We start from the raw sequence: 20,268 nt of genomic DNA on the forward strand, positions 1-20,268 counted from the left end.
CAGGAACGGGCCGTACCATCGCTGCGATGAGCAGCTCGACTCCTGATGTCACGGCCCCAGCCGACGAGGTGGGGCCACCGCCGGTCCGCGCCCTGCCGCCCGGTCTCGCCGCGTTCCTGGTCTTCTTCTCCAGCGGCGCGGTCCTGGTGCTGGAGACCGTGGCCCTGCGCCTGGTCGGCCCCTATGTCGGGGTGACCCTCCAGGTCACCAGCGCGGTGATCGGGGTGGCCCTGGCCGCCATCGCGTACGGGACGTGGGCCGGCGGCTGGCTGGCCGACCGGCGGGACCCCCGCCCGCTGCTCGCCCCCGCGCTGTTGATCTCCGCCATCGCCACCGCGGTCACCCTGCCGATCGTCCGGTACGCCGGTGAGGTGCTGCGCGGCGGCGCGGTGAGCGCCGTCATGCTGCTCACCGTGCTGGCCGTGTTCGTGCCGGCGATGCTGCTCTCGGCGGTCACCCCGCTGGTGGTCAAGCTCCAGCTCGCCGACCTGCGGCAGACCGGCCAGGTGGTGGGCAAGCTCTCCGGGATCGGCACGCTGGGCGGCATCACCGCCACCCTGGCCACCGGTTTCGTGCTGGTGGCCGCGCTCACCAGCACCACCATCGTGCTCGCCACGGCGGTCGCCCTCGCCGTGGTCGGGGTCGGCCTCTGGGTGTACCTGCGCCGGCAGGACGGGGTGGGTCGGCTGCCCGGCCCGGCCCGGACCCGGGCCACCCTGGCCGTGCTGGGGCTGGTCGGGGCGGGGCTGACCACGGTCGCCCCGAACCCGTGCGACATCGAGACCGCGTACCACTGCGCCAGCGTGGAGACCGATCCCGACCGGGCGAGCGGGCGGACCCTGCTGCTCAACTCCGCCCAGCACTCGTACGTCGACCTGGCCGACCCGACCCACCTGGAGTACGCGTACACCCAGTGGTTCGGCGCGGTGGCCGACGTCTCCGCCCCGGCCGGCGCGCGGCGGGACGCGCTGCACCTCGGCGGCGGCGGGTTCACCGTCCCCCGGTACCTGACCGCCACCCGGCCGGGCACCGACAACCTGGTCTTCGAGATCGACGGCGGCCTGGTCGACCTGAGCCGCGAGCAGCTCGGCCTGCGGACCGGGCCGCAGCTGCGGGCGGAGGTCGGGGACGCCCGGATCCTGCTGGGCGAGGAGCCGTCGGCCAGCCGGGACCTGGTCTTCGGCGACGCCTTCGGACACCTGGTGGTGCCCTGGCACCTGGCCACCCGGGAGATGGCCGCCGAGATCCGGCGGGTGCTGCGCCCCGGCGGCATCTACGTGCAGAACGTGATCGACTACGCGCCGCTGCGCTTCGTCCGCAGTGAGCTGGCCACCGTCGGCGCCGAGTTCCCGCACGTGGCGCTGGTCGCCCCGCCGGCCGCGCTGGCCGGGGAGTGGGGCAGCAACTTCGTCCTCGTCGCCTCGGCCCAGCCGCTGCCGCTGCCGGCCCTGCGGGCCCGGCTGGACCAGCTCCCCGAGCGGGTGAGCCTGTTGGCCGGCGCGGAGCTGGCCGAGTTCGTCGGCGACGCGCTGGTGCTGACCGACGACTACGCCCCGGTGGACCAGCTCCTCGGTGCCGCCTGATCGGGTGAATCCGAGTCCGATTCCGATCGACCAGGTGTAGCCCGGTGCCTCCCGGGCAACACCTCCGACCATGGGTGGAAGGGTCCGTGGCGACGCCGCACCGCTCGGTGGGCGGTACCGGCTGATCGAACAACTCGGCGCGGGCGGCATGTCCGTGGTGTGGCGGGGCTACGACGAGGTGCTCGGCCGGCAGGTGGCGGTGAAGGTGCTCGCCTCCCGGCTCGCCGCCGACCGGGCGTTCCGGCACCGGATCCGGATCGAGGCGCAGGCCGCCGCCCGGCTCTGCCACCCCAACATCACCAACGTGTACGACTACGGTGAGTCCGAGCGGGGCGGGCTCACCGTGCCGTACGTGGTGATGGAGCTGGTCGACGGCGGCCCGCTGCACGCCCGGCTCGGCCGGGCCGAGCGGCTGCCCTGGCGGGAGGCGGTGACCATCGCCGCCGAGACCGCCTCGGCGCTGGCCACCGCGCACGCCCGGGGAGTGGTGCACCGGGACGTCACGCCGGGCAACGTGATGCTGACCGCGACCGGGGTGAAGGTGGTGGACTTCGGCATCTCCGCGCTGGTCGGGGCGCGCGAGCGGGGTACCGACGGCCCGCTGCTCGGCACCCCGGCGTACCTGGCGCCGGAGCGGCTCGACAACGGCCAGGTCTCGCCGGCCACCGACGTGTACGCGGTCGGCCTGCTGCTGTACCGGATGCTCACCGGCCGGCTGCCCTGGGACGCCAGCAGCACCACCCAACTGCTGCGGGCGCACATGTACCAGGACCCGGAGCCGATGCCGCCCGTGCCCGACCTGCCCGACGACGTCCGGGACCTGGTGCGGCGCTGCCTGGCCAAGCGCCCCGGGGACCGGCCCGGCAGCGCCGAGCTGGCCCGTACCCTCGCCGGGGCGGTGGGGATGCTGGTGCCGGCCGCCCCGACCGGCGGTGCGCCGGACGCCACGGCCCTGGCGAACGCGGGTACCACGATCCTGCCCTGGTCGGCCGAGACCGGCGCGCTGCCCCTGCACCGGGTACGGCGGCGTCGGGGAGGCCCCCGGCGGCGTCGGGTCGAGGCAGGGGTGGCCGCCCTCGGCGTGGTGGCGGTGACCGCCGCGCTGTGGGGCGTCACCGGGCGCAGCCCGGCCACCGGTGGCGGCGAGCGGCCGACCGAGGCCCGGATGGGGCTGGACCCGCAGGTGAGCTGCGCGGTGACGTACGTCCTGCGGTCGGACACCGGGCGGGACTTCGCCGCCGACCTGACGCTGACCAACACCGGCCGGGGGGAACTGCGGGACTGGTCGGTGCAGTTCGCCTTCCCCGCCGAGCAGACCCTGACCAAGCCCGCCGCGACGGTGCGCCAGCAGGGGCGGTCGGTGGTGGTCCGGCCCGCCGCCGACCGGGCCCAGGTGGCACCGGGCGGTTCGGCGACGGTCGCGCTCACCGGCCGGTACACCGGGGTGAACCCGCTGCCGGTGGAGTTCCGGGTGGGCGAGACGACCTGCGGGGTCCAGGTCGCCGGGGTGGCCGGGACGGCGTCGCCGACAGCGAAGCCGAGCAAGGCGGCATCGAAGGCCGGCAAGCCGGCCCCGAGCAAGGCGGGTGGCGGCAAGGCGGGCGGCGGCAAGGCGGCGGCCAAGGCGGGTGGCGGTAAGGCGGGTGGGGGCGGCGCGGCGGGCACGGCCGCGCCGAAGCCGACCGGCCCGGCGGGCAAGCCGGCGACCAAGGCCAAGGCCACCGGCAAGACGGCGGCGAAGCCGGGCGCGGGGCAGCCGACCGGGCCGGGCAACAACCGCAGCGCCAAGCCCGGGAAGAACAGCCAGCCGGGGCCGGCCCAGCCCCAGCCGAGCGGCGACGACACCCGGTAGGGCGGGGCGCGCGGGCCCGGGGTGGGTCAGGCGAGGGCGGCGAAGGCCTGTACCTGGCCGATGCTGCCCTCCACGATCAGGATGCTGCCCGGGGCGAGCACCATCTCCGGCGCGGCGTACCGGAACGGCTGGCCCGGCAGTTTCGCGCCGACCACCATCACCCCGTACCGGTCGATCGGTCCGAGGTCGCGCAGGGAGCGGCCGACCAGGGACTGCGGCACGCGGACCTTGGCGATGGCGAAGTCGTCGCCGAACTCGATGTAGTCCAGCATCCGGCTGACGATCAGGTGCGCCACCCGTTCGCCGGTCTCCGCCTCGGGGAAGATGACGTGCCGGGCGCCCACCGACTCCAGGATCCGGGCGTGCTGGTCCGAGGTGGCCCGCGCCCAGATCTCCGGGCCGCCCAGCTCGGCCAGGGCCAGCACGGTGAGCACGCTGGCCTCCACCGAGGCGCCGATGGCGACCACCACCCGGCCGAAGTCGGCCAGGCCGAGCTGCCGGAGGGTGCCCTCCTCGGTCGAGTCCGCCTGGACCACCCGGTCCAGGTACGGCGACCACTTCTGCACCCGGTCCGGGTTCCGGTCGACGGCCAGCACCTCGTGACCGAGCTGGGTCAACGAGGAGGCGAGGTGGCAGCCGAACCGGCCCAGCCCGATCACCACCACCCCGCCGTCCCGACGCCGCCTAGCTGACAATGGGTTGCTCCTCCGGGTAGCGGTACAGCCGGCGTCGGGTGTTCAGGGCGATGGCCGACCCGAGGGTGAGCGGCCCGACCCGGCCGACGTACATCAGGGCGATGAGGACGAACTGGCCCGCGTCGTTGAGGTGCGCGGCGAGCCCGGCGGTGACGCCGGTGGTGCTGAACGCGCTGACCACCTCGAACAGCACCCGGTAGTCGCGGACGTCCTCGGCCAGCCCGATCAGCACGGTGGTGCCGGCGACGACGAGCGCGACGCTGAGCAGCGCCACGGTCAGCCCCTGCCGCTGGCTGGCACCGGCGACCCGGCGGCTGCCGACCGTGACGTCCGGTTCGCCGCGCAACTGGGCCCAGATGACGAAGGCGAGCAGGAAGAAGGTGCCGACCTTGATCCCGCCGGCGGTGCTGGCGCTGCCGCCCCCGATGAACATCAACGCGATGAGGAGGGGATAGCTCTCCTCGTCCAGCTCCGCCATGTTGATCATCTGGAAGCCGCCGGTACGCAGCACCGCGCTCTGGGTGGCGACCGCGAGCACCTTGCCCGACCAGCCGTACGAGCCGACGGTCCGGGTGTTGGCCCACTCGGTGGCGAGCAGGCCGGCGAAGCCGACGACCAGCAGCGCGAGGCTGCCCCAGACGGTCAGCTTGGTGGCCACCCCCCACCGGCTCGGCCGTCGCCAGGTGCGGGCGGCGTCGAAGATGGCCGGGAAGCCGAGCCCGCCGACGATCGTGCCGGCGGCCACCGGCAGGCAGATCCAGGCGTCGCGGGCGAAGCGGATCAGGCTGTCCGGGTAGAGCGAGAAGCCGCCGTTGTTGAAGGCCTGCACCGCGTGGAACAGCCCGTACCAGAGCGCCCGGCCGAGCGGGTAGTCGTAGGTGAGCCAGAGCCGGCCGGCGAGGACCAGGGTGATCACGGCCTCGCAGACCAGGGCGATGACGGCGATGCGCAGCAGCAGGGCGCGGACGTTGCCGATGCCGTACTCGGTGGTCTCGGCCTGCACCAGCAGCCGGTTGCGCAGGCCGAGCTGCCGGGCCACCAGCAGGATGACCAGCGCCGCCCCGGTCAGGATGCCCAGGCCGCCGACCTGGGTGAGCACGGTGATCAGCACCAATCCGAAGCCGTTCCAGTAGGTGTGCGTGTCGACCACGCTCATGCCGGTGACCGAGACGGCCGAGGTGGCGGTGAACAGCGCGGTGGTGAACGGCGTGTACTCGTGCTCGACGGCGGCCTGGGGCAGCATCAGCAGACCGGTGCCGAGCAGGATCGCCACCAGGAACCCGACCGGCACCAGGCGTACCGGGTAGCGGAGAAGCCGGCGCACCAGACAATCTTCTGATGTCGGGCGAAGTGGGGCGGGAAAACGCGATTCTGCGAGATTCACCTGCCGGCCAGGCATCGATCAACGTGCCGTCAACGAGGACCGGTCTGCTGGGCGTACCTTCCCTCGACGAACAGGAGACGGCGGTGCGACGTACCCTTTCCGCCCTTGGTGTGGCCTCCGCGCTGCTCGCGGCGGCCGTGGTGCCGGCCGTGGTGGTGCCGGCGGTGGCGGCCCCGGCCGGGCCGGAGCCGGCGCAACGGGCCACCGACCGGCCGCTGGTCATCGCCCACCGGGGCGCGAGCGGCTACCGGCCCGAACACACCCTGGAGGCGTACCGGCTGGCCATCCGGATGGGCGCCGACTACATCGAGCCGGACCTGGTCCCGACGCGGGACGGCCACCTCGTCGCCCGGCACGAGAACGAGATCTCGGGTACCACCGACGTCGCGGACCGCCCCGAGTTCGCCGGCCGGAAGGCCACCAAGACCATCGACGGCGTCACCGTGACCGGCTGGTTCACCGAGGACTTCACCCTGGCCGAGCTGCGGACCCTGCGCGCCCGGGAGCGGCTGCCGCTGGTCCGGTCGACCAACACGGCCTTCGACGGGCAGTTCCCGGTGCCCACCTTCCAGGAGGTCGTCGACCTGGCCCGAACCGAGGGCCGGGCCCGGGGCCGGACCATCGGCGTCTACCCGGAGACCAAGCACCCGACCTACTTCGCCTCGATCGGGCTGCCCCTGGAGGAGCCCCTGGTGGCGGTGCTGCGGCGCAACAAGCTCACCGGCCGGAACGCCCCGGTGATCATCCAGTCCTTCGAGACGGCCAACCTGCGCAAGCTGGACCGGATGATCGACGTGCCGCTGGCCCAGCTCCTCGACGCCACCGGCCGCCCCTACGACTTCACCGTCGCCGGTGACCCCCGCACCTACGCCGATCTGGCCACCCCGGCCGGCCTGCGCTGGATCGCCCGGTACGCCGACGGCGTCGGGGTGCAGAAGAACCTGATCGTCCCCCGTGACGCCACCGGCCGGCTGCTCGCCCCCACCACCCTGGTCCGGGACGCGCACCGGGAACGGCTGGTCGTGCACGCCTGGACCTTCCGGGCGGAGAACCAGTTCCTCGCCGTCGACCACCGCACCGGCACCGACCCGAACGCCCGGGGCGACATCACCGCCGAGTACGAACTCTTCTACCGCCTCGGCGTCGACGGCGTCTTCGCCGACCACCCGGACACCGCCGTCGCGGCCCGCGCCGGCCTCACCTGACCAGCCTGCCCCCTCCGCGACCGCTGAACCGTCGCCCGTCGAGGGTCGGCGGTTCAGCGGCGCTTTCAGTGGTGCTGTCAGTGGCGCTTCAGTGGTGCTTCGGCCTGACGCGGATGTCCGTGGGCCGACAACGTGGCGGAGTGGACAGGGGCCGAGTTCGTTGTTGCCGCCGCGTCGCCGTCCGCCGCGGGTCACTCTTTGGGCGCCTGTCGAGCTGATGTCGTAGACGATTCACGCTCCGTCGGCCGTCAGGCGGGGTGTCTCACGATCAGAAAGCGGTGTGGCCGACCGGTGAACCCGACGGCGGCAGGCAACGGGCCGGGCGCGGTCGGGTTGGGTGTTCGCGAGCCCTGTCGAACTGCCCCATCTGTGAGACCACGTCCCCACTCGGGTAGCACACCGCACTACCACCCGGAGCCGGGCCCGGCGCTCACGAGTTGCTTCGGCGCACTCGTCCCTTCGCGCGATATCTCGTCCAACGGACCGACTGCATCCAGGTGCGAAGCCCTTTCACCCCCATGCATCCCGAAGCTCCCTGGCTGCAAGGGGCGCTGGCAACCGCAACCTCGGCTGGGTCAACCGGATCGGTCATGCATCCCGAAAGCTCCCCGGCTGCAAGGGGCGCTCCGGGAGTCCTTGGAAGGGAGTGCCCCCTCCCGGGGTCCTTCCCTTCCGCGTCATCCGGTCCACTTCATCCGGCCTGTTCGGCACCTCGCAGGCGCGAAACGGCCATACCTGCACAATGTGTCCCCGCTCTGCCGGCTGGATCTAGTCAACGGTGGACCTTGGAAGATATCGGCCCCGCTGGGGGCCACTCGGCTCCAAGATCTCCCAGGTTGGGCCTCGCGAGGTGGGAGCGTTTGGGGCATAAGGGGGCAAGGTGGGCCTGTTGGCCGGCCGGATGCTTCACTGTGCTTCCCGCCCCCTCCCCGGTTGGCGCTGGAGCGAGCGCGCCTTGCAGATCTTGGACAGCTACCGTTCGCTGGGAACGGTAGCTGTCCAAGATCTCTCTGCTGCGGAGCGACCGTCGAGGCGCGACGTCCCCGAAGAGTTCTCGGCCTGCTTGGTCGCCAATCGATCTACCGGAGACGTGACCCCTACCGACCACCGACAGCTCGCCCCGCCACCCTTGTCAGGCGCGACCTGGGGGCTGAAGGCTGCCAAGGCGCCCAGGGGAAAGGCGGGTGGGGGCTGAATGGTCAGGGAGTTGGGTGGGTGGGGTCGGCGACGTAGGTGCCCCGTCCAGGTTGGCCGGTGATGAGGTCCCGGTCGTGCAGGAGGGACAGGGCGCGTGAGGCGGTGTTCATGTGCACCTCGTAGGTCTCGGCGAGTTCCCGAGTGGAAGGCAACTTGTCTCCGGGCTTCAACTCGCCGCTCTTGATCTTTGCGGCGATGTCGTTGGCGATTCGGCGGTATGGGGCTTCTGCTGTGGGCATGGTGAGGACTCCGGTTGGTTCGGCGTCTTCGATCATGCCGGCCTACACCAGTATCTGCAACAAGCTGTTGTGTCATGATGACGTGGAGTCGACCTACACAAACAATTGGTGTACCTTGTAGATGTCCGGCTCCGGTTGGTTCGGCAAGCCTGAGGGGGCTGGGCGCGAGGTTGGTCGCGTGGCCGTACCGCCGGTGAGGGCTGCGGTCGCGGGGCCGGCGGCCCGGTCCGCTTCCCCGACGTGGATCGGGCCGCCATCCGGGATCTCTCACAGCGGGCGTGCGCCCGGGGAAGGTGACCTCATGTTCGACCTGCTCTCCCGGTTCCGCCGGGCCACCCGGCGTCCGGAACCGGTCCCGCGTCCGGTGCTGGTGCGCCGCCCGAACGCCGGGTGGTACCGGGCCGCGTCCTGCCGGTCGCTGAGCGTCGGGCAGATCCGGCAGCGGCGGTTCGGCGTCGTCCGGCGTGGGCTGGATCCGGCCGAGGTGTACGGGTACCTGCACCGGGTGGCGGGCGAGCTGGCGGTGACCCGGCGCGACCTGGCGACCCTGGCCGAGGAGAACGCCCGGATCAAGGCTGCCCTGCACGGCTGGCCGACCCGCTTCGCGCCGGGGGATCAGCGGTGAGCGTCGGGCGGTTCGTGGTGCACCTGCCGGTGGCCGCCGAGGACCTCGACGTGGCCAAGCGGTACGCCCGGGTGATCAGCCGGGCGGTCGGGTTCCTCGGGAACGTGGACCGCGCCGAGACCACGGTGTCGTACGAGGACGCACAGGGCGTACACCATCGGGTTTTCTGCGACCGGCTGCTCGCTGCCGGCCGGCGCTGCCCCCGGGCGGCCGGCCACGGCGGCGACTGCGCACCGGCGGCCCGTCGGTGAGCCCCTGCGTCCCCGGTGACGCGCGGCTGGTAGGAATGCCGGATGGGTGGTCAGGACCGGGCGGCGGTACGGGAACGGGCCGAGGCGGTGCTGCGCCGGCTGGCGGGCGAGCACGCGCGGCTGCGCGAGGACCAGTGGCGGGCGATCGAGGCGCTGGTGGTCGACCGGCGGCGGGTGCTCTGCGTGCAACGGACCGGCTGGGGCAAGTCGGCGGTGTACTTCGTCGCCACCGCGCTGCTGCGGGAGGCGGGGGAGCACGGTCCGACGGTGATCGTGTCGCCGTTGCTGGCGCTGATGCGTAACCAGGTCGACGCTGCGGCGCGGGCGGGCATCCGGGCCCGGACGATCAACTCGGCGAACCTCGACGAGTGGGACGAGATCACCGCCGAGATCCACGCCGGCTCCGTGGACGTGCTGCTGATCAGCCCGGAACGCCTCAACAACCCCGACTTCCGGGACGCCGTCCTGCCGAAGCTCGCCGCCACCACCGGGCTGCTCGTGGTGGACGAGGCGCACTGCGTCTCCGATTGGGGGCACGACTTCCGGCCGGACTACCGCCGGCTGCGGACCTTCCTCGGCCGGCTGCCCGAGCAGACCCCGGTGCTCGCCACCACCGCCACCGCCAACGCCCGGGTCACCGCCGACGTGGCCGAGCAGCTCGGCACCGAACTGGCCGACCCGGCGGCGCAGCGCCCCGACGTGCTGGTCCTGCGCGGTTCGCTGGACCGGGAGTCGCTGCGGCTGGGCGTGGTCGACCTGCCGACCCCGGCCCACCGGCTGGCCTGGCTCGCCGACCACCTGGACCGGCTCCCCGGCTCCGGGATCGTCTACACGCTGACCGTCGCGGCGGCGGGGGAGACGGCGGAGTTCCTCCGCTCACGCGGCTGGTCGGTGGCCTCGTACACCGGGCAGGCCGACGACGCCGACCGGCGCGCCGCCGAACAGGACCTGCTCGACAACAAGATCAAGGCGTTGGTCGCCACCAGCGCGCTCGGCATGGGCTTCGACAAGCCGGACCTCGGTTTCGTCGTGCACCTCGGCGCGCCGCCCTCGCCGATCGCGTACTACCAGCAGGTCGGTCGGGCCGGCCGGGCCGTCGAGCACGCCGAGGTGCTGCTGCTCCCCGGGGCCGAGGACGCCGCCATCTGGCGGTACTTCGCCTCGCTCGCCTTCCCGCCGGAGGCGCAGGTCCGCACGGTACTGGCCGCGCTGCACACCGACCGGCCGCTCTCCACCCAGGCCCTGGAACCCATCGTCGACCTGCGCCGGACCCGGCTGGAGCTGATGCTCAAGGTGCTCGACGTGGACGGCGCGGTCCGCCGGGTCCGCGGCGGTTGGCTCGCCACCGGCGAACCCTGGGTCTACGACGAGGCCCGGTTGCGCCGCGTCGCCGAGGCCCGCACCGCCGAGCAGCAGGCCATGCGCGAGTACGCCGCCACCGGCGGCTGCCGGCTGCGCTACCTGCGCGAATGCCTCGACGACAGCGGGGCGGCCGACTGCGGGCGGTGCGACCGCTGCGCCGGCCCGCTGTTCACCCCGGAGGTCTCCGACGCGGCGCTGACCGCCGCGCAGACCTTCCTCGGCCGCCCCGGCGTCGAGGTGCCGCCGAAGAAGCTCTGGCCGACCGGGCTGGACGCGGTCGGGGTACCCCTCAAGGGCCGGATCGCCCCCGGTGAGCAGGCGCTGCCCGGCCGGGCCGTGGGACGTCTCTCCGACCTCGGCTGGGGTGGGCGGCTGCGCGGCCTGCTCGGGCCGGAGGCCGCCGACGGCCCGGTTCCCGACGACGTGACCGCCGCCGTGGTCGAGGTGCTCAAGGCGTGGGCGCACGGCGACCACCCGTGGCCGGCCCGGCCGGTCGGGGTGGTCGCGGTCGGCTCGCGGCGACGGCCCCGGCTGGTCGGCTCGCTCGCCGAGCGGATCGCCGCCGTCGGCCGGCTGCCGCTGCTCGGCGAGGTCGTCCCCACCGGGCCGGAGAGCGCCGGGGCCGGTCCGCGCGGCAACAGCGCCCAGCGGGTACGCGCGCTGCACGACGCCTTCGCCGTCCCCGACGACCTGGCCGCCGCCCTCGGCGGGCTGGCCGGGCCGGTACTGCTCGTCGACGACCTGGTCGACTCCGGCTGGACGATGACGATCGTGGCGCGGCTGCTGCGGCGGGCCGGCGCACCGGACGTGCTGCCGCTCGCCCTGGCCGTCGTCGGCTGATCCGGTGGGGGCCGGGAAAGTTCCCAGAACGCCCGCATTGGGATCATCGACACACGGCCGCACGCCCGATGGTGTCCTGCCGACCTGGGAGTACCGTGTCGGCATGGCTGACCAGGGATCCGTCACGCAGACGTACGAGGTGCGCGGCATGACCTGCGGGCACTGCGTACGCGCCGTCACCGACGAGCTGTCCACGCTGCCCGGCGTCGACGAGGTGCGGATCGACCTGACCGCCGGTACGGCGACCGTGACCAGTCAGGATCCCCTGCCGATCGAGTCCGTCCGGGCGGCCGTCGACGAGGCGGGCTACGAACTGGTGAGCGGCCTTGCCTGAGCAGCGCGCCCCCGATCAGACCAGCACGGACCAGCGCATCCCCGATCAGCCCACGTCCCCGGTCGTCGCCGAGGCGGACCCGGGCGACGGCACGCGGGCTGATGGTCTGCCGGGCGGCAGGGCTCCGACCGACGCTGCGCCGGGCGACGGCGCTCCGGGCGACGGCGTGCCGGGCGACGGGGCGCCGCCCACCGCCGTGGACGCCGGCACCGTCCGGCTGGCGCTGGTGGTCGGCGGGCTGGTGCTCGCCGTCCTGCTCGGCTTCGGGCTCGGCCGGCTCAACCCGCGCGAGACCGTCCCCGGCGCGGGGCCGGCCGGTGTGCCCGCCGGCGCGATGCCGGCCGGAGCGCACAGCCACGCCCCCGGCACCGGGGCGCACCAGCACGACGGCGGCGGGGACGACGCCGCCACCGGTTTCTCGGTCACCTCGGCCGGCTACACGCTCGTCCCGTTGACCGGGGAGTTCCCGGTCGGCCGGCAGGGCGACCTGCGGTTCCAGATCCACGACGGGCAGCGCCGCCCGGTGACCCGGTTCGCGATCGTGCACGAGAAGCCGCTGCACCTGATCGTGGTGCGCCGGGACCTCACCGGGTTCCAGCACCTGCATCCGACGATGGCCCCGGACGGCACCTGGTCCATCCCGCTGACCCTGCCCGAGCCGGGTGTGTGGCGGGCGTACGCGGACTTCACCGCCCTGGCCGACGACGGCTCGCAGACGGCGGTGACCCTCGGGGTGGACCTGGTCGCGCCCGGCGACTACACGCCCCGCCCCCTGCCCGAGGCGGCCCGGCAGAGCACCGTCGACGGGTTCACCGTCGGGTACGAGGGCGAGCCGACCCCCGGTACGTCTGTGCCGCTGCTGTTCCGGGTCCGGGGCGCGGACGGCGGGGTGCCGACGGTCGAGCGCTACCTCGGCGCGTACGGGCACCTGGTGGCGCTGCGCGAGGGTGACCTCGGGTACCTGCACGTGCACCCCGAGCCCCAGCTCGACGGGGACGCGGTGAAGTTCTGGCTGACCGTGCCCGGCCCCGGCCGGTACCGGCTCTACCTGGACTTCCAGGTCGCCGGTGAGGTACGCACCGCCGAGTTCACGCTGACCGTGGGGTGAGGCCCTCGTCCCGCCCGACGCCGGCCCGCCGGACCGGGCGGTGCGCGAGGTAGCGCAGCAGGTCCCGGATGTGGTGCTTCTCCTCGGCCGGGATGCCGGGGTCGGCCAGCCGTTCCAGGATCACCCGGACGTCCGCCTCCACCGGGGTGTCCTCGCCGCGCCGCCGCCCCACCGGGCCGGCGTCGGGCAGCCCGAGCGCCCGGAACGCCGCGGTGACCGGCAGGTCCAACGCGGCGCAGAAGCCGCGCACCTTGGCCAGTTCGGGATAGTCCTGCCAGTCGCCGGCCAGCCAGCGGAACACCGTGGACCGGCCGACGCCGGTGTGGTGCGCCAGGTCGGTGACGGTCCAGCCGCGTGTCTCGCGCGCGTCGTCGATGGCACGACGGACGAACCGCGCGAACGCGCTCTGCGGCGAAACCTGTACGGAACCCATCCCTGCGGCGTCTTCCTTCCGGCCGGAGCACCGGACGGTGCGTCTTTCGAGCGTAGTACGGGCCGAAGCCGGGACAACTGACCGATCGACCCTATTGCTCGGGGCGCAGGACACGATCCCGGTTGCCCGTAGGGGCAGCGGTGGGTAGTTGTGCCGAACCGCCGGGTGACCGCAGGATGGCACCCGACAGGACGCCGGGGCCACCACCAGGCCGGGGCGGTGCACGCCTGGGAAAGGAGCGACATGCCCGAGCAGGACCGTTCGTCGCCGCACCGTCCCGGTGCGGTCAGCCTCTTCTTCGTCGCCAAGGCCGGGGTCTTCGCCGCCGGCTTCTGGATCTGGTTGCTGGTGCTGGTGTTGACCCAGGACGGGGCCACCGGCGCGCAGGTGCTCGCCGCCGCCGGGGCGACCACCACCACCCTGGTCGGGGTCGTCCTCGGCGCCCGGCTCGCCCTGCAACGCAACGCCGCGCTCCGACACGCCGACCTCAAGCGGCTGCTGGTGGACATCTCCTGGAACGCCTTCGCGGCGGCCGGGAACGCCGAGACGACCGGGCCGGGGACCGTGGTGCCGTTCCCGACCCGGCCCGGGGAGCACGAGCGGGGGACGGGCCGTGGCCCCGGCGACCGGATGCCGGTGCGGGACCGCCGCGACGACGATCGCCGTTCCTAGGCACCGCCTGCGTCGGCGGCGGTCAGCAGCGTCGCCAGCCGGGGGGTGAGCTGCCACTGGGCCACCAGGTCGCGGTACTCGGCCCGCTGGGCGGGGGTCGGCCCGGCCCCGGTCCGGCGGGCCCGGATCAGCAGATTACGGGGGGTGTGCTGGGAGTCCACGAACTCCACCACCTCGGCCCGGTAGCCGTACTCCCGCAGCAGGCCGGCCCGGAGCGCGTCGGTGAGCACGTCGGCGAAGCGTTCCCGCAGGATGCCCTGCCGGGTCAGCAGGTCGTACGGGTGGGGGGCGGGACGGGCCCGCAACTGGGCGGCCACGTCGTGGTGGCAGCACGGGGCGGCGAGCACCCAGCGGGCATCCCACCGGACCGCCCGCGCCAACGCCTCGTCGGTCGCCGTGTCGCAGGCGTGCAGGGCGAGCACCAGGTCGGGAGCGGGTTCCACGACGGCGTCGGCGATCGTACCGGCGACGAAGCTGACCCGGTCGGCCCAGCCGAGGCGGTGCGCCAGGTCGGTGTTGCGGCGGCGCTGGTCCTCCCGGACGTCCACCCCGACCAGGTCCACGTCGAGGCCCCGACCGGTCAGGTACCGGTACGCGGCGAAGGTCAGGTACGCGTTGCCGCAGCCCAGGTCGACCACGCGCAGCGGACCGGTCAGGTCGTCGGGGAGGGTGGCGGCGAGCGCCCGCAGGAAGGCGTCCACCTGCCGGCGCTTCGCCGCCGAGCCACCGATCTCGGCGAAGATCGGGTCACCGGGGTCGAGCAGGTACTCCTTGACCCGGTCGTGCCCGGCCGGCGCGGTCGCCGTCCGGGTCGCCCCCGCCCGGTGCACCTGCGCCTCGCCGGACTTGGTCACCCGCAGTTGGAGCGTGGCGTCGGTGGTCTCCACGTGCCAGTTGCCGAACGGCTCGGCCAGCAGCGCGTCCACCGCCGCGTCCGCCTCCGGGCCGGGCGCGACGTTGCGGGTGTGCGGCCGGTCCCCGTCGGAGGTGGCGATCTGCAACCGGGGCCCCGCCTTGAGGGTGACCGGTCGCAGTTCGGCGCGGACCACGGCGGGGCGGTGGCCCCGGCGACGGCCGGCGGCGACCGCCCGGGTCAACGCGGGGTCCAACAGCAGCGCCCGGACCTCGGTCAGGGCGGCGTCCAACGGTTCGGGCATGGCTCCATCATCCTGGTCCGCCGGTCGGGGCTGCGAGGGCGTACCCGGTGCCGGGGCACAACGGCGACGTCCCCGTGCCGGGCGGCACGGGGACGTCAAGGCACGGCTCGGTCAGTCGGCGGTCGCCTCGGCCGGCGTACCGCCGGTGGCAGCGCCACTGCGACGGCGACGACGCCGGCGGGGCTTCACCGCGCCCTCGGCGGGCGGCTGGCCGGCGCCGTCGGCGGTGACGACCGGGGCGGACGTACCGCTGTCACCGGTCGCCGCTTCGCCGGCGACCAGCTCACCGGCGCGGCGACGCCGCCGCCGGCGCGGGGTCCGGGAGCCCTCCTCGGCGGAGGTGTCGTCGGTGGCGGTGGGCTCCGGCGCGGCGGACGCGTCGGCGCCACCGCGCCGCCGCCGGCCGCGACCCTCGGCGGTCCGCCGGGGCCGACCCCCGTCGCCGCTGCGTCGCCGCCCGCCGCCGAGGTCCTCCTCGACCTCGGCGGAGAGCCCGGCCCGGGTCCGCTCGGCGGTCGGCAGCGTGCCGCTGACCTCGCGGGAGATGTCCAGGTCGGTGTAGAGGTGCGGGGAGGTGTGGTACGTCTCCGGCGGCTCGGGCATGTCCAGCCCGAGGGTCTTGTCGATGATCCGCCAGCGGGGCATGTCGTCCCAGTCGACGAAGGTCACCGCCACCCCGGTCGCGCCCGCCCGGCCGGTCCGGCCGATCCGGTGCGTGTAGGTGTCCTGGTCCTCGGGGCAGTCGTAGTTGACGACGTGGGTGACCCCGCTGACGTCGATGCCCCGCGCCGCCACGTCGGTGGCGACCAGCGTGTCGATCTTGCCGGCGCGGAACGCGCGCAGCGCCCGCTCCCGGGCGCCCTGGCCGAGGTCGCCGTGGACGGCGGCGACGGCGAAGCCCCGGAAGTCGAGGTCCTCGGCGACCCGGTCGGCGGCCCGCTTGGTCCGGGTGAAGATCATGGTCAGCCCGCGTCCCTCCGCCTGGAGGATGCGCGCCACAATCTCGATCTTGTTCATCGAGTGGGTGCGGTAGGCGAGCTGCTTGGTCTGCGGGTTCGGGCCGGTCTCGGCCGTGTGCCCGGCGTGGATGGTCACCGGGTGGCGCAGGAAGCGCCGGGACAGGGCGACGATCGGGTCCGGCATGGTCGCCGAGAAGAGCATCGTCTGCCGGTCCTCCGGCAGCATCGCCAGGATCTTCTCGACGTCGTCGAGGAAGCCCAGGTCGAGCATCCGATCGGCCTCGTCCAGCACCAGCGCGTGCACCCGGTCCAGCCGGAGGTGCTTCTGCTTGGCGAGGTCGAGCAGCCGGCCCGGGGTGCCGACGAGGATCTCGACGCCCTTGCGCAGCGCCTCGATCTGCGGCTCGTACGCGACGCCGCCGTAGATCGGCAGCACCCGCACGCCCCGGGTCCGCCCGGCGGTGTCGAGGTCCTTGGCGACCTGGAGGCCCAGCTCACGGGTGGGTACGACGACCAGCGCCTGGGGCACGCCGTCGCCCCCCTCGTCGGGGGCGAAGACCCGCTCCAGCAGCGGTACGCCGAAGCCGAGGGTCTTGCCGGTGCCGGTCGGCGCCTGCCCGATCAGGTCGGTGCCGCGCATCGCGATCGGCAGCGCGTACTCCTGGATGGCGAAGGCGCGGGTGATGCCGGCGGCGGCCAGTGCCTCGACCGTCTCCTGGCGGGCGCCGAGCGCCGCGAAGGTCGGCGCCTCGGGGCGCACGGGTACGACGGGGGACAGGTCCTGCCCGTCTGTGTGATCTTGGTTCTGTTCGTTCATGTGGATGTCGGGGTGCCCTCTCGTGGTGCGCCCCGCTCTGTCCTCAGGGCGCTTCGGTGTGGCGCGGGCCACACGGTCGGGGGCCAGAAAGTGCCGAACCGGACCGGGCCGCACGCGCGCCGTAGGCAGGACTTCGATCGCATCGGCGCCCACGGCAACTGCTCCATAATACCTGAGCCGCCTGGATCTGGCCTTATCCATGCTGACAAGTCCTTGCGCGCCAAATGAATGTGATCCAGCTCACATTCGCAGCGCCCGATCCCTCCGCACGGCGACCGGCCTTCCCGCGTCCCTCAGGCTGGCCCGCCCCGGCATCCCCCGCACACCCCCGGCTACTCCTCTCCGCCCCACCCTCTCCCCCGCCCGGTCTCGCCCCTCGCGTCACCCTCCACCCTCGCGGCCGTGCTCCTGCCCCCGTGGCGGCCCCACTTTCACGCGATCTTGCACTTGCGGCCCCGGCAATTGCCGCAAAAGCCCCCTCCTGGGGGCCGAAAGTGCAAGATCGTCGGGGCGGGGCGGGGCGGGGCGGGGCGGGGCGGGGCGGGGAGGGGAGGGTCGACGGGGCGGGGCGGTCGGGATGGGATCGGGTGGCCGAGGGGCCGGTGGGGCCGGACGGACGTGGCGGGGTGGAGGGCCGCGAGGGGCCGGGGTCGTCACCGGGGCGGCCCGTGATTGGCCGGGACTGCGACGAGGTGGGTCTCCTGGGAGGGGCCTGCGGTCAGGCGGGCGGACCTGCGGCAGGGCGGACCTGACGGCAGGGCGGGCCGTGGCGGGACGGGACCGGACGCGGGGCCGGGTGGGCCGTGACGGGGGTGGGTCGTGGCCGTCAGGGGCGCGGCAGTCCGGGGCGCGGCAGTCCGGTCATGGCGGTGCGGTCGTGGCAGTCCGGTGGTGGCGGTCCTGGACGCGACGGTCCAGGCCGGGGCCGGGCGGCGTGGACACGGCAACCGGGACGAGGCAGGCCGGGCGTGGCGGGGGTGGGGCGTCGGGGATCGGGGCCCTTGTCGGGCCCCGATCGGTCAACGGACGGTGAACCCCACGGCGCGGGGGGCCGCCTCGGCGATCTCGACGTAGGCGACCTTGCTGACCGGAACGATGATCCGCCGGCCCTTCTCGTCGGTCAGGGACAGCGTTCCGTCGCTCGCGATGGCGTCGGTGACGATCCGCTCGATCTCGGCCGGAGACTGCGCGCTCTCCAGCACCAGCTCGCGCGGTGCGTACTGCACGCCGATCTTGACCTCCACTGTGCCTCCTCAACTGGGGCGAAAGAGCCGCCGGAGGAAGGCTATCCGATCCGCGCAGCCGATGTTCAGGCTGACTCACCCTGGGGTCCGGCCGACTCCCCCTGCAAGGGGAAGCTCGCGATCCCCCGCCAGGAGAGCGCGGCGACCAGCGCCTCGGCCTCCGCCTTGGGCAGTTGCCGGCCACGGGCCAGCCAGAACTGGGCGGCGGTCTCGGCCGCGCCGACCAGGCCGGAGGCGAGCAGTTCGGCGTGGGCCCGGCTGACCCCGGTGTCGGAGATGATGGTGTCGGTGATCGCGGCGATGCAGCCCTGCTCGACCCGTTCCACCCGCTGCCGGACGGCCGGGTCGTTGCGCAGGTCCGACTCGAAGACCAGACGGAACGCCTCGCTCTCGTGGTCCACGAAGTCGAAGTACGCCCGGACCGACGCGGAGACCCGCTCCTTGTTGTCGTTCGTCCCGGTCATCGCGTCCTGCACCTTCGCCACGATCGCGTCGCAGTGCGTGTCCAGCAGCGCCAGGTACAGCTCCATCTTGCCGGGGAAGTGCTGGTAGAGCACGGGCTTGGAGACCCCGGCCCGCTCGGCGATGTCGTCCATCGCCGCGGCGTGGTACCCCTGCGCGACGAACACCTCCTGCGCCGCCGCGAGTAGCTGCTTGCGGCGCGCCGAGCGTGGCAGACGCGTGGGTCGGCCGGCCGTCTGGGCACCGTTCCCCAACGCGGTCATGGGAACCTCCGTGTTTCTTCGTACGAGCCGGCATCAATCACCCGAACCGGGCGGGGGTCTGACCCGTCCCGGAATTGGCCCGCCGCTGTAACTTATCGCCACTGTCACCACACGGTAGCCTCAGCGAGGGCGACCAAGGAGCGCGCGGTGAGTGAAACAGGTCAACCCGGTGCCGCCACCCCGGGAGAGCACGGTGACGGGACGGGTCAGCACGACGACCTGGCCCGTTCCGGCGGTGGCTGGGCATCTCCCGCCGCCTGGCCCTCCGGTGGAGGCGCGTCGGGGGGCCGCGAGCCCGCGTCCCGGTGGCAGTCCGAGCCGCCGTCGGGCTGGGCCGCGTCCTCGCCCCGGCACGGTGACCTGCCCGCCCCGCTGTCCGGCCACCCCGACGACGAGCCCCCGGCCCGGGTCAACGGGCACCGGGTGAACGGCCACGACCCGGCCGGACCGGCCGGCCGGCAGGCCCCGGTCAGCGCGCCGCCCAATGCCCGGCAGTTGCCGGTGAGCGCCCCGCCGGCCGGTCGGCAGCTGCCGGTGAGCGCCCCGCCCGGACTCCGTGCCGAGCCGCGCCGGGACACCGACGGTGACCGACTGCTCGTGCCGCTCCAGCGGCCCGCGCCGCCGACGGAGCGGCCCGCCACGCCCCCGACCACCCCCGACGAGGAGGACCCCGCGAACGCCCGCCACTCCTCGGACGACGACCTGCCCACCTCCCGGTCGAGCCGCTGGGCGGAGGGCGGACGACCCGCCTCGGCGCCCCCGGTGCCGGGTACGTCGCCCGCCGGGACCGGCCCCGACGATCCGCCTCCGGGCTACGACGGTGCGCCGCACGGTTACGAGGCCACGGCCCCCGGCTACGACGGGCGGTCCACCGGCTACGACGCGCCGGCCGGCGGTTACGGGACACCGAACGCCGGTTATGACGCACCGGCCCCCGGCTACGAGACGTCAGCGGCCGGTCACGACGCGCCGAACGTCGGCTACGAGACGTCGGCCCCCGGCTACGACGGGGCTGGTCCGGGCTACGACGGGCCGGGCGCCGGTCGGGGCGATTCGGCCGGCGGGGAGAGCGGCTCGTCGGCCAGGTCGGAGCCGCCCCGTTGGGGTGACCCGGGTGCCGACTTCCCGCCCGACCTGCCCGCCGACCGGCGGTCCGGGCAGCCGGGCCGGGGTGGCTCCCCGGAGCGTGACGAGAGCCCCCGGTCGGGGGTCCGGCGGGCCGGACCGGCAGCCGGCGGTCAGCACCCCGAGGCGGCGGAGCCGTTGACCGAGCCGACGCCGGGCCGCCGGTCCGCGGGTGCGCCGGCAGAGGGCCGGCCGGCCGGGTCGTCCCCGGCTGACGGGAGCGCCGGTCGCGCCGAGGACGACGAACCGAACTGGCCCGGTCCCAACTGGAACCGGCCGAGCTGGAGCGAGGGTTGGGCCCCGCCGTGGGCGCGGGAGGCCGACGAGCAGCCGGTCAGCCGGCGGGCGCGGGACGCCCGGACCCGGGCGGACCGGCCCGACTGGGCCCCGGACCCGGGCCGGTCGCACCCGGCCGGGCCGGAGTCTGAGCGGTCGCACCCGGCGGGGCCGGAGGCCGAGCG

Annotated in this window: 17 protein-coding genes and 1 pseudogene; 10 read left to right on the forward strand and 8 right to left on the reverse strand. The window is 74.1% G+C overall.

Annotated elements, in window-relative coordinates; genetic code table 11:
* Window positions 1-26: 26 nt before the first annotated feature.
* The gene (locus AWW66_RS11225; protein WP_067363863.1) at window positions 27-1,583 is read left to right on the forward strand and encodes a fused MFS/spermidine synthase; all 1,557 of its coding nucleotides are present in this window, start codon (window positions 27-29) and stop codon (window positions 1,581-1,583) included.
* A 70-nt stretch (window positions 1,584-1,653) separates the two neighbouring features.
* A complete protein-coding gene (locus AWW66_RS11230) occupies window positions 1,654-3,435 on the forward strand; it encodes a serine/threonine-protein kinase (RefSeq protein WP_083978400.1) in 1,782 nt (593 codons plus the stop codon).
* Window positions 3,436-3,461: 26 nt separating this feature from the next.
* Here the strand turns inward: AWW66_RS11230 and AWW66_RS11235 are convergent, their stop codons facing one another.
* Window positions 3,462-4,130 (reverse strand): potassium channel family protein, encoded by a 669-nt coding sequence (locus AWW66_RS11235; protein ID WP_067363866.1) that lies wholly within the window; start codon window positions 4,128-4,130, stop codon window positions 3,462-3,464.
* Window positions 4,120-5,454, reverse strand: coding sequence for a TrkH family potassium uptake protein (locus tag AWW66_RS11240; protein WP_067363869.1), 1,335 nt, complete (start codon window positions 5,452-5,454; stop codon window positions 4,120-4,122). Before AWW66_RS11240 ends, AWW66_RS11235 begins: the two co-directional genes overlap by 11 nt.
* A gap of 143 nt (window positions 5,455-5,597) precedes the next feature.
* On the opposite strand from AWW66_RS11240, the gene AWW66_RS11245 reads away from it, so the two are divergent.
* On the forward strand, window positions 5,598-6,719 hold the full coding sequence (locus AWW66_RS11245; protein ID WP_067363873.1) for a glycerophosphodiester phosphodiesterase: 1,122 nt from the start codon (window positions 5,598-5,600) through the stop codon (window positions 6,717-6,719).
* Window positions 6,720-7,918: 1,199 nt separating this feature from the next.
* Here AWW66_RS11245 and AWW66_RS11250 read toward each other — a convergent pair.
* A complete protein-coding gene (locus tag AWW66_RS11250) occupies window positions 7,919-8,191 on the reverse strand; it encodes a GntR family transcriptional regulator (protein WP_396890327.1) in 273 nt (90 codons plus the stop codon).
* Window positions 8,192-8,456: 265 nt separating this feature from the next.
* On the opposite strand from AWW66_RS11250, the gene AWW66_RS11255 reads away from it, so the two are divergent.
* From AWW66_RS11255 to AWW66_RS11275, 5 genes are all read left to right on the forward strand, one after another.
* Complete coding sequence (locus AWW66_RS11255) at window positions 8,457-8,780, forward strand: DivIVA domain-containing protein (protein ID WP_067363877.1); 324 nt, start codon at window positions 8,457-8,459, stop codon at window positions 8,778-8,780.
* Window positions 8,777-9,031: a hypothetical protein gene (locus AWW66_RS11260; RefSeq protein ID WP_067363880.1), complete on the forward strand. Its 255-nt coding sequence runs from the start codon at window positions 8,777-8,779 to the stop codon at window positions 9,029-9,031. The genes AWW66_RS11255 and AWW66_RS11260 overlap by 4 nt, the downstream gene beginning before the upstream one ends.
* A 42-nt stretch (window positions 9,032-9,073) precedes the next feature.
* Window positions 9,074-11,233, forward strand: coding sequence for a RecQ family ATP-dependent DNA helicase (locus tag AWW66_RS11265; protein WP_067363883.1), 2,160 nt, complete (start codon window positions 9,074-9,076; stop codon window positions 11,231-11,233).
* A gap of 103 nt (window positions 11,234-11,336) precedes the next feature.
* On the forward strand, window positions 11,337-11,567 hold the full coding sequence (locus tag AWW66_RS11270; protein ID WP_067363886.1) for a heavy-metal-associated domain-containing protein: 231 nt from the start codon (window positions 11,337-11,339) through the stop codon (window positions 11,565-11,567).
* Entirely contained in the window at window positions 11,560-12,675 is a 1,116-nt protein-coding gene (locus AWW66_RS11275) for a hypothetical protein (protein WP_396890328.1), read from the forward strand. The genes AWW66_RS11270 and AWW66_RS11275 overlap by 8 nt, the downstream gene beginning before the upstream one ends.
* Here AWW66_RS11275 and AWW66_RS11280 read toward each other — a convergent pair.
* Entirely contained in the window at window positions 12,656-13,108 is a 453-nt protein-coding gene (locus AWW66_RS11280) for a helix-turn-helix domain-containing protein (protein WP_067363892.1), read from the reverse strand. The genes AWW66_RS11275 and AWW66_RS11280 overlap by 20 nt on opposite strands.
* A 243-nt stretch (window positions 13,109-13,351) precedes the next feature.
* On the opposite strand from AWW66_RS11280, the gene AWW66_RS11285 reads away from it, so the two are divergent.
* Window positions 13,352-13,780 (forward strand): hypothetical protein, encoded by a 429-nt coding sequence (locus AWW66_RS11285; protein WP_067363895.1) that lies wholly within the window; start codon window positions 13,352-13,354, stop codon window positions 13,778-13,780.
* Here AWW66_RS11285 and AWW66_RS11290 read toward each other — a convergent pair.
* From AWW66_RS11290 to AWW66_RS11305, 4 genes are all read right to left on the reverse strand, one after another.
* A complete protein-coding gene (locus AWW66_RS11290; RefSeq protein ID WP_067363898.1) occupies window positions 13,777-14,937 on the reverse strand; it encodes a class I SAM-dependent methyltransferase in 1,161 nt (386 codons plus the stop codon). The two genes, AWW66_RS11285 and AWW66_RS11290, sit on opposite strands and share 4 nt — an antisense overlap.
* A 111-nt stretch (window positions 14,938-15,048) precedes the next feature.
* On the reverse strand, window positions 15,049-16,713 hold the full coding sequence (locus AWW66_RS11295; RefSeq protein WP_067363901.1) for a DEAD/DEAH box helicase: 1,665 nt from the start codon (window positions 16,711-16,713) through the stop codon (window positions 15,049-15,051).
* A 1,019-nt stretch (window positions 16,714-17,732) separates the two neighbouring features.
* Window positions 17,733-17,957, reverse strand: a complete 225-nt coding sequence (locus AWW66_RS11300; protein WP_067363904.1) for a DUF3107 domain-containing protein — start codon at window positions 17,955-17,957, stop codon at window positions 17,733-17,735.
* A 65-nt stretch (window positions 17,958-18,022) separates the two neighbouring features.
* Window positions 18,023-18,682 carry a TetR/AcrR family transcriptional regulator gene (locus AWW66_RS11305; RefSeq protein ID WP_067363907.1) on the reverse strand — a complete coding sequence of 220 codons (660 nt, stop codon included), beginning with the start codon at window positions 18,680-18,682 and terminating at the stop codon, window positions 18,023-18,025.
* A 147-nt stretch (window positions 18,683-18,829) separates the two neighbouring features.
* On the opposite strand from AWW66_RS11305, the pseudogene AWW66_RS11310 reads away from it, so the two are divergent.
* Window positions 18,830-20,268, forward strand: a pseudogene (locus AWW66_RS11310) (hypothetical protein); the annotation flags it as partial.

It is taken from the genome of Micromonospora rosaria, from assembly GCF_001567585.1.
GTDB classification, from domain to species: Bacteria; Actinomycetota; Actinomycetes; order Mycobacteriales; family Micromonosporaceae; genus Micromonospora; species Micromonospora rosaria.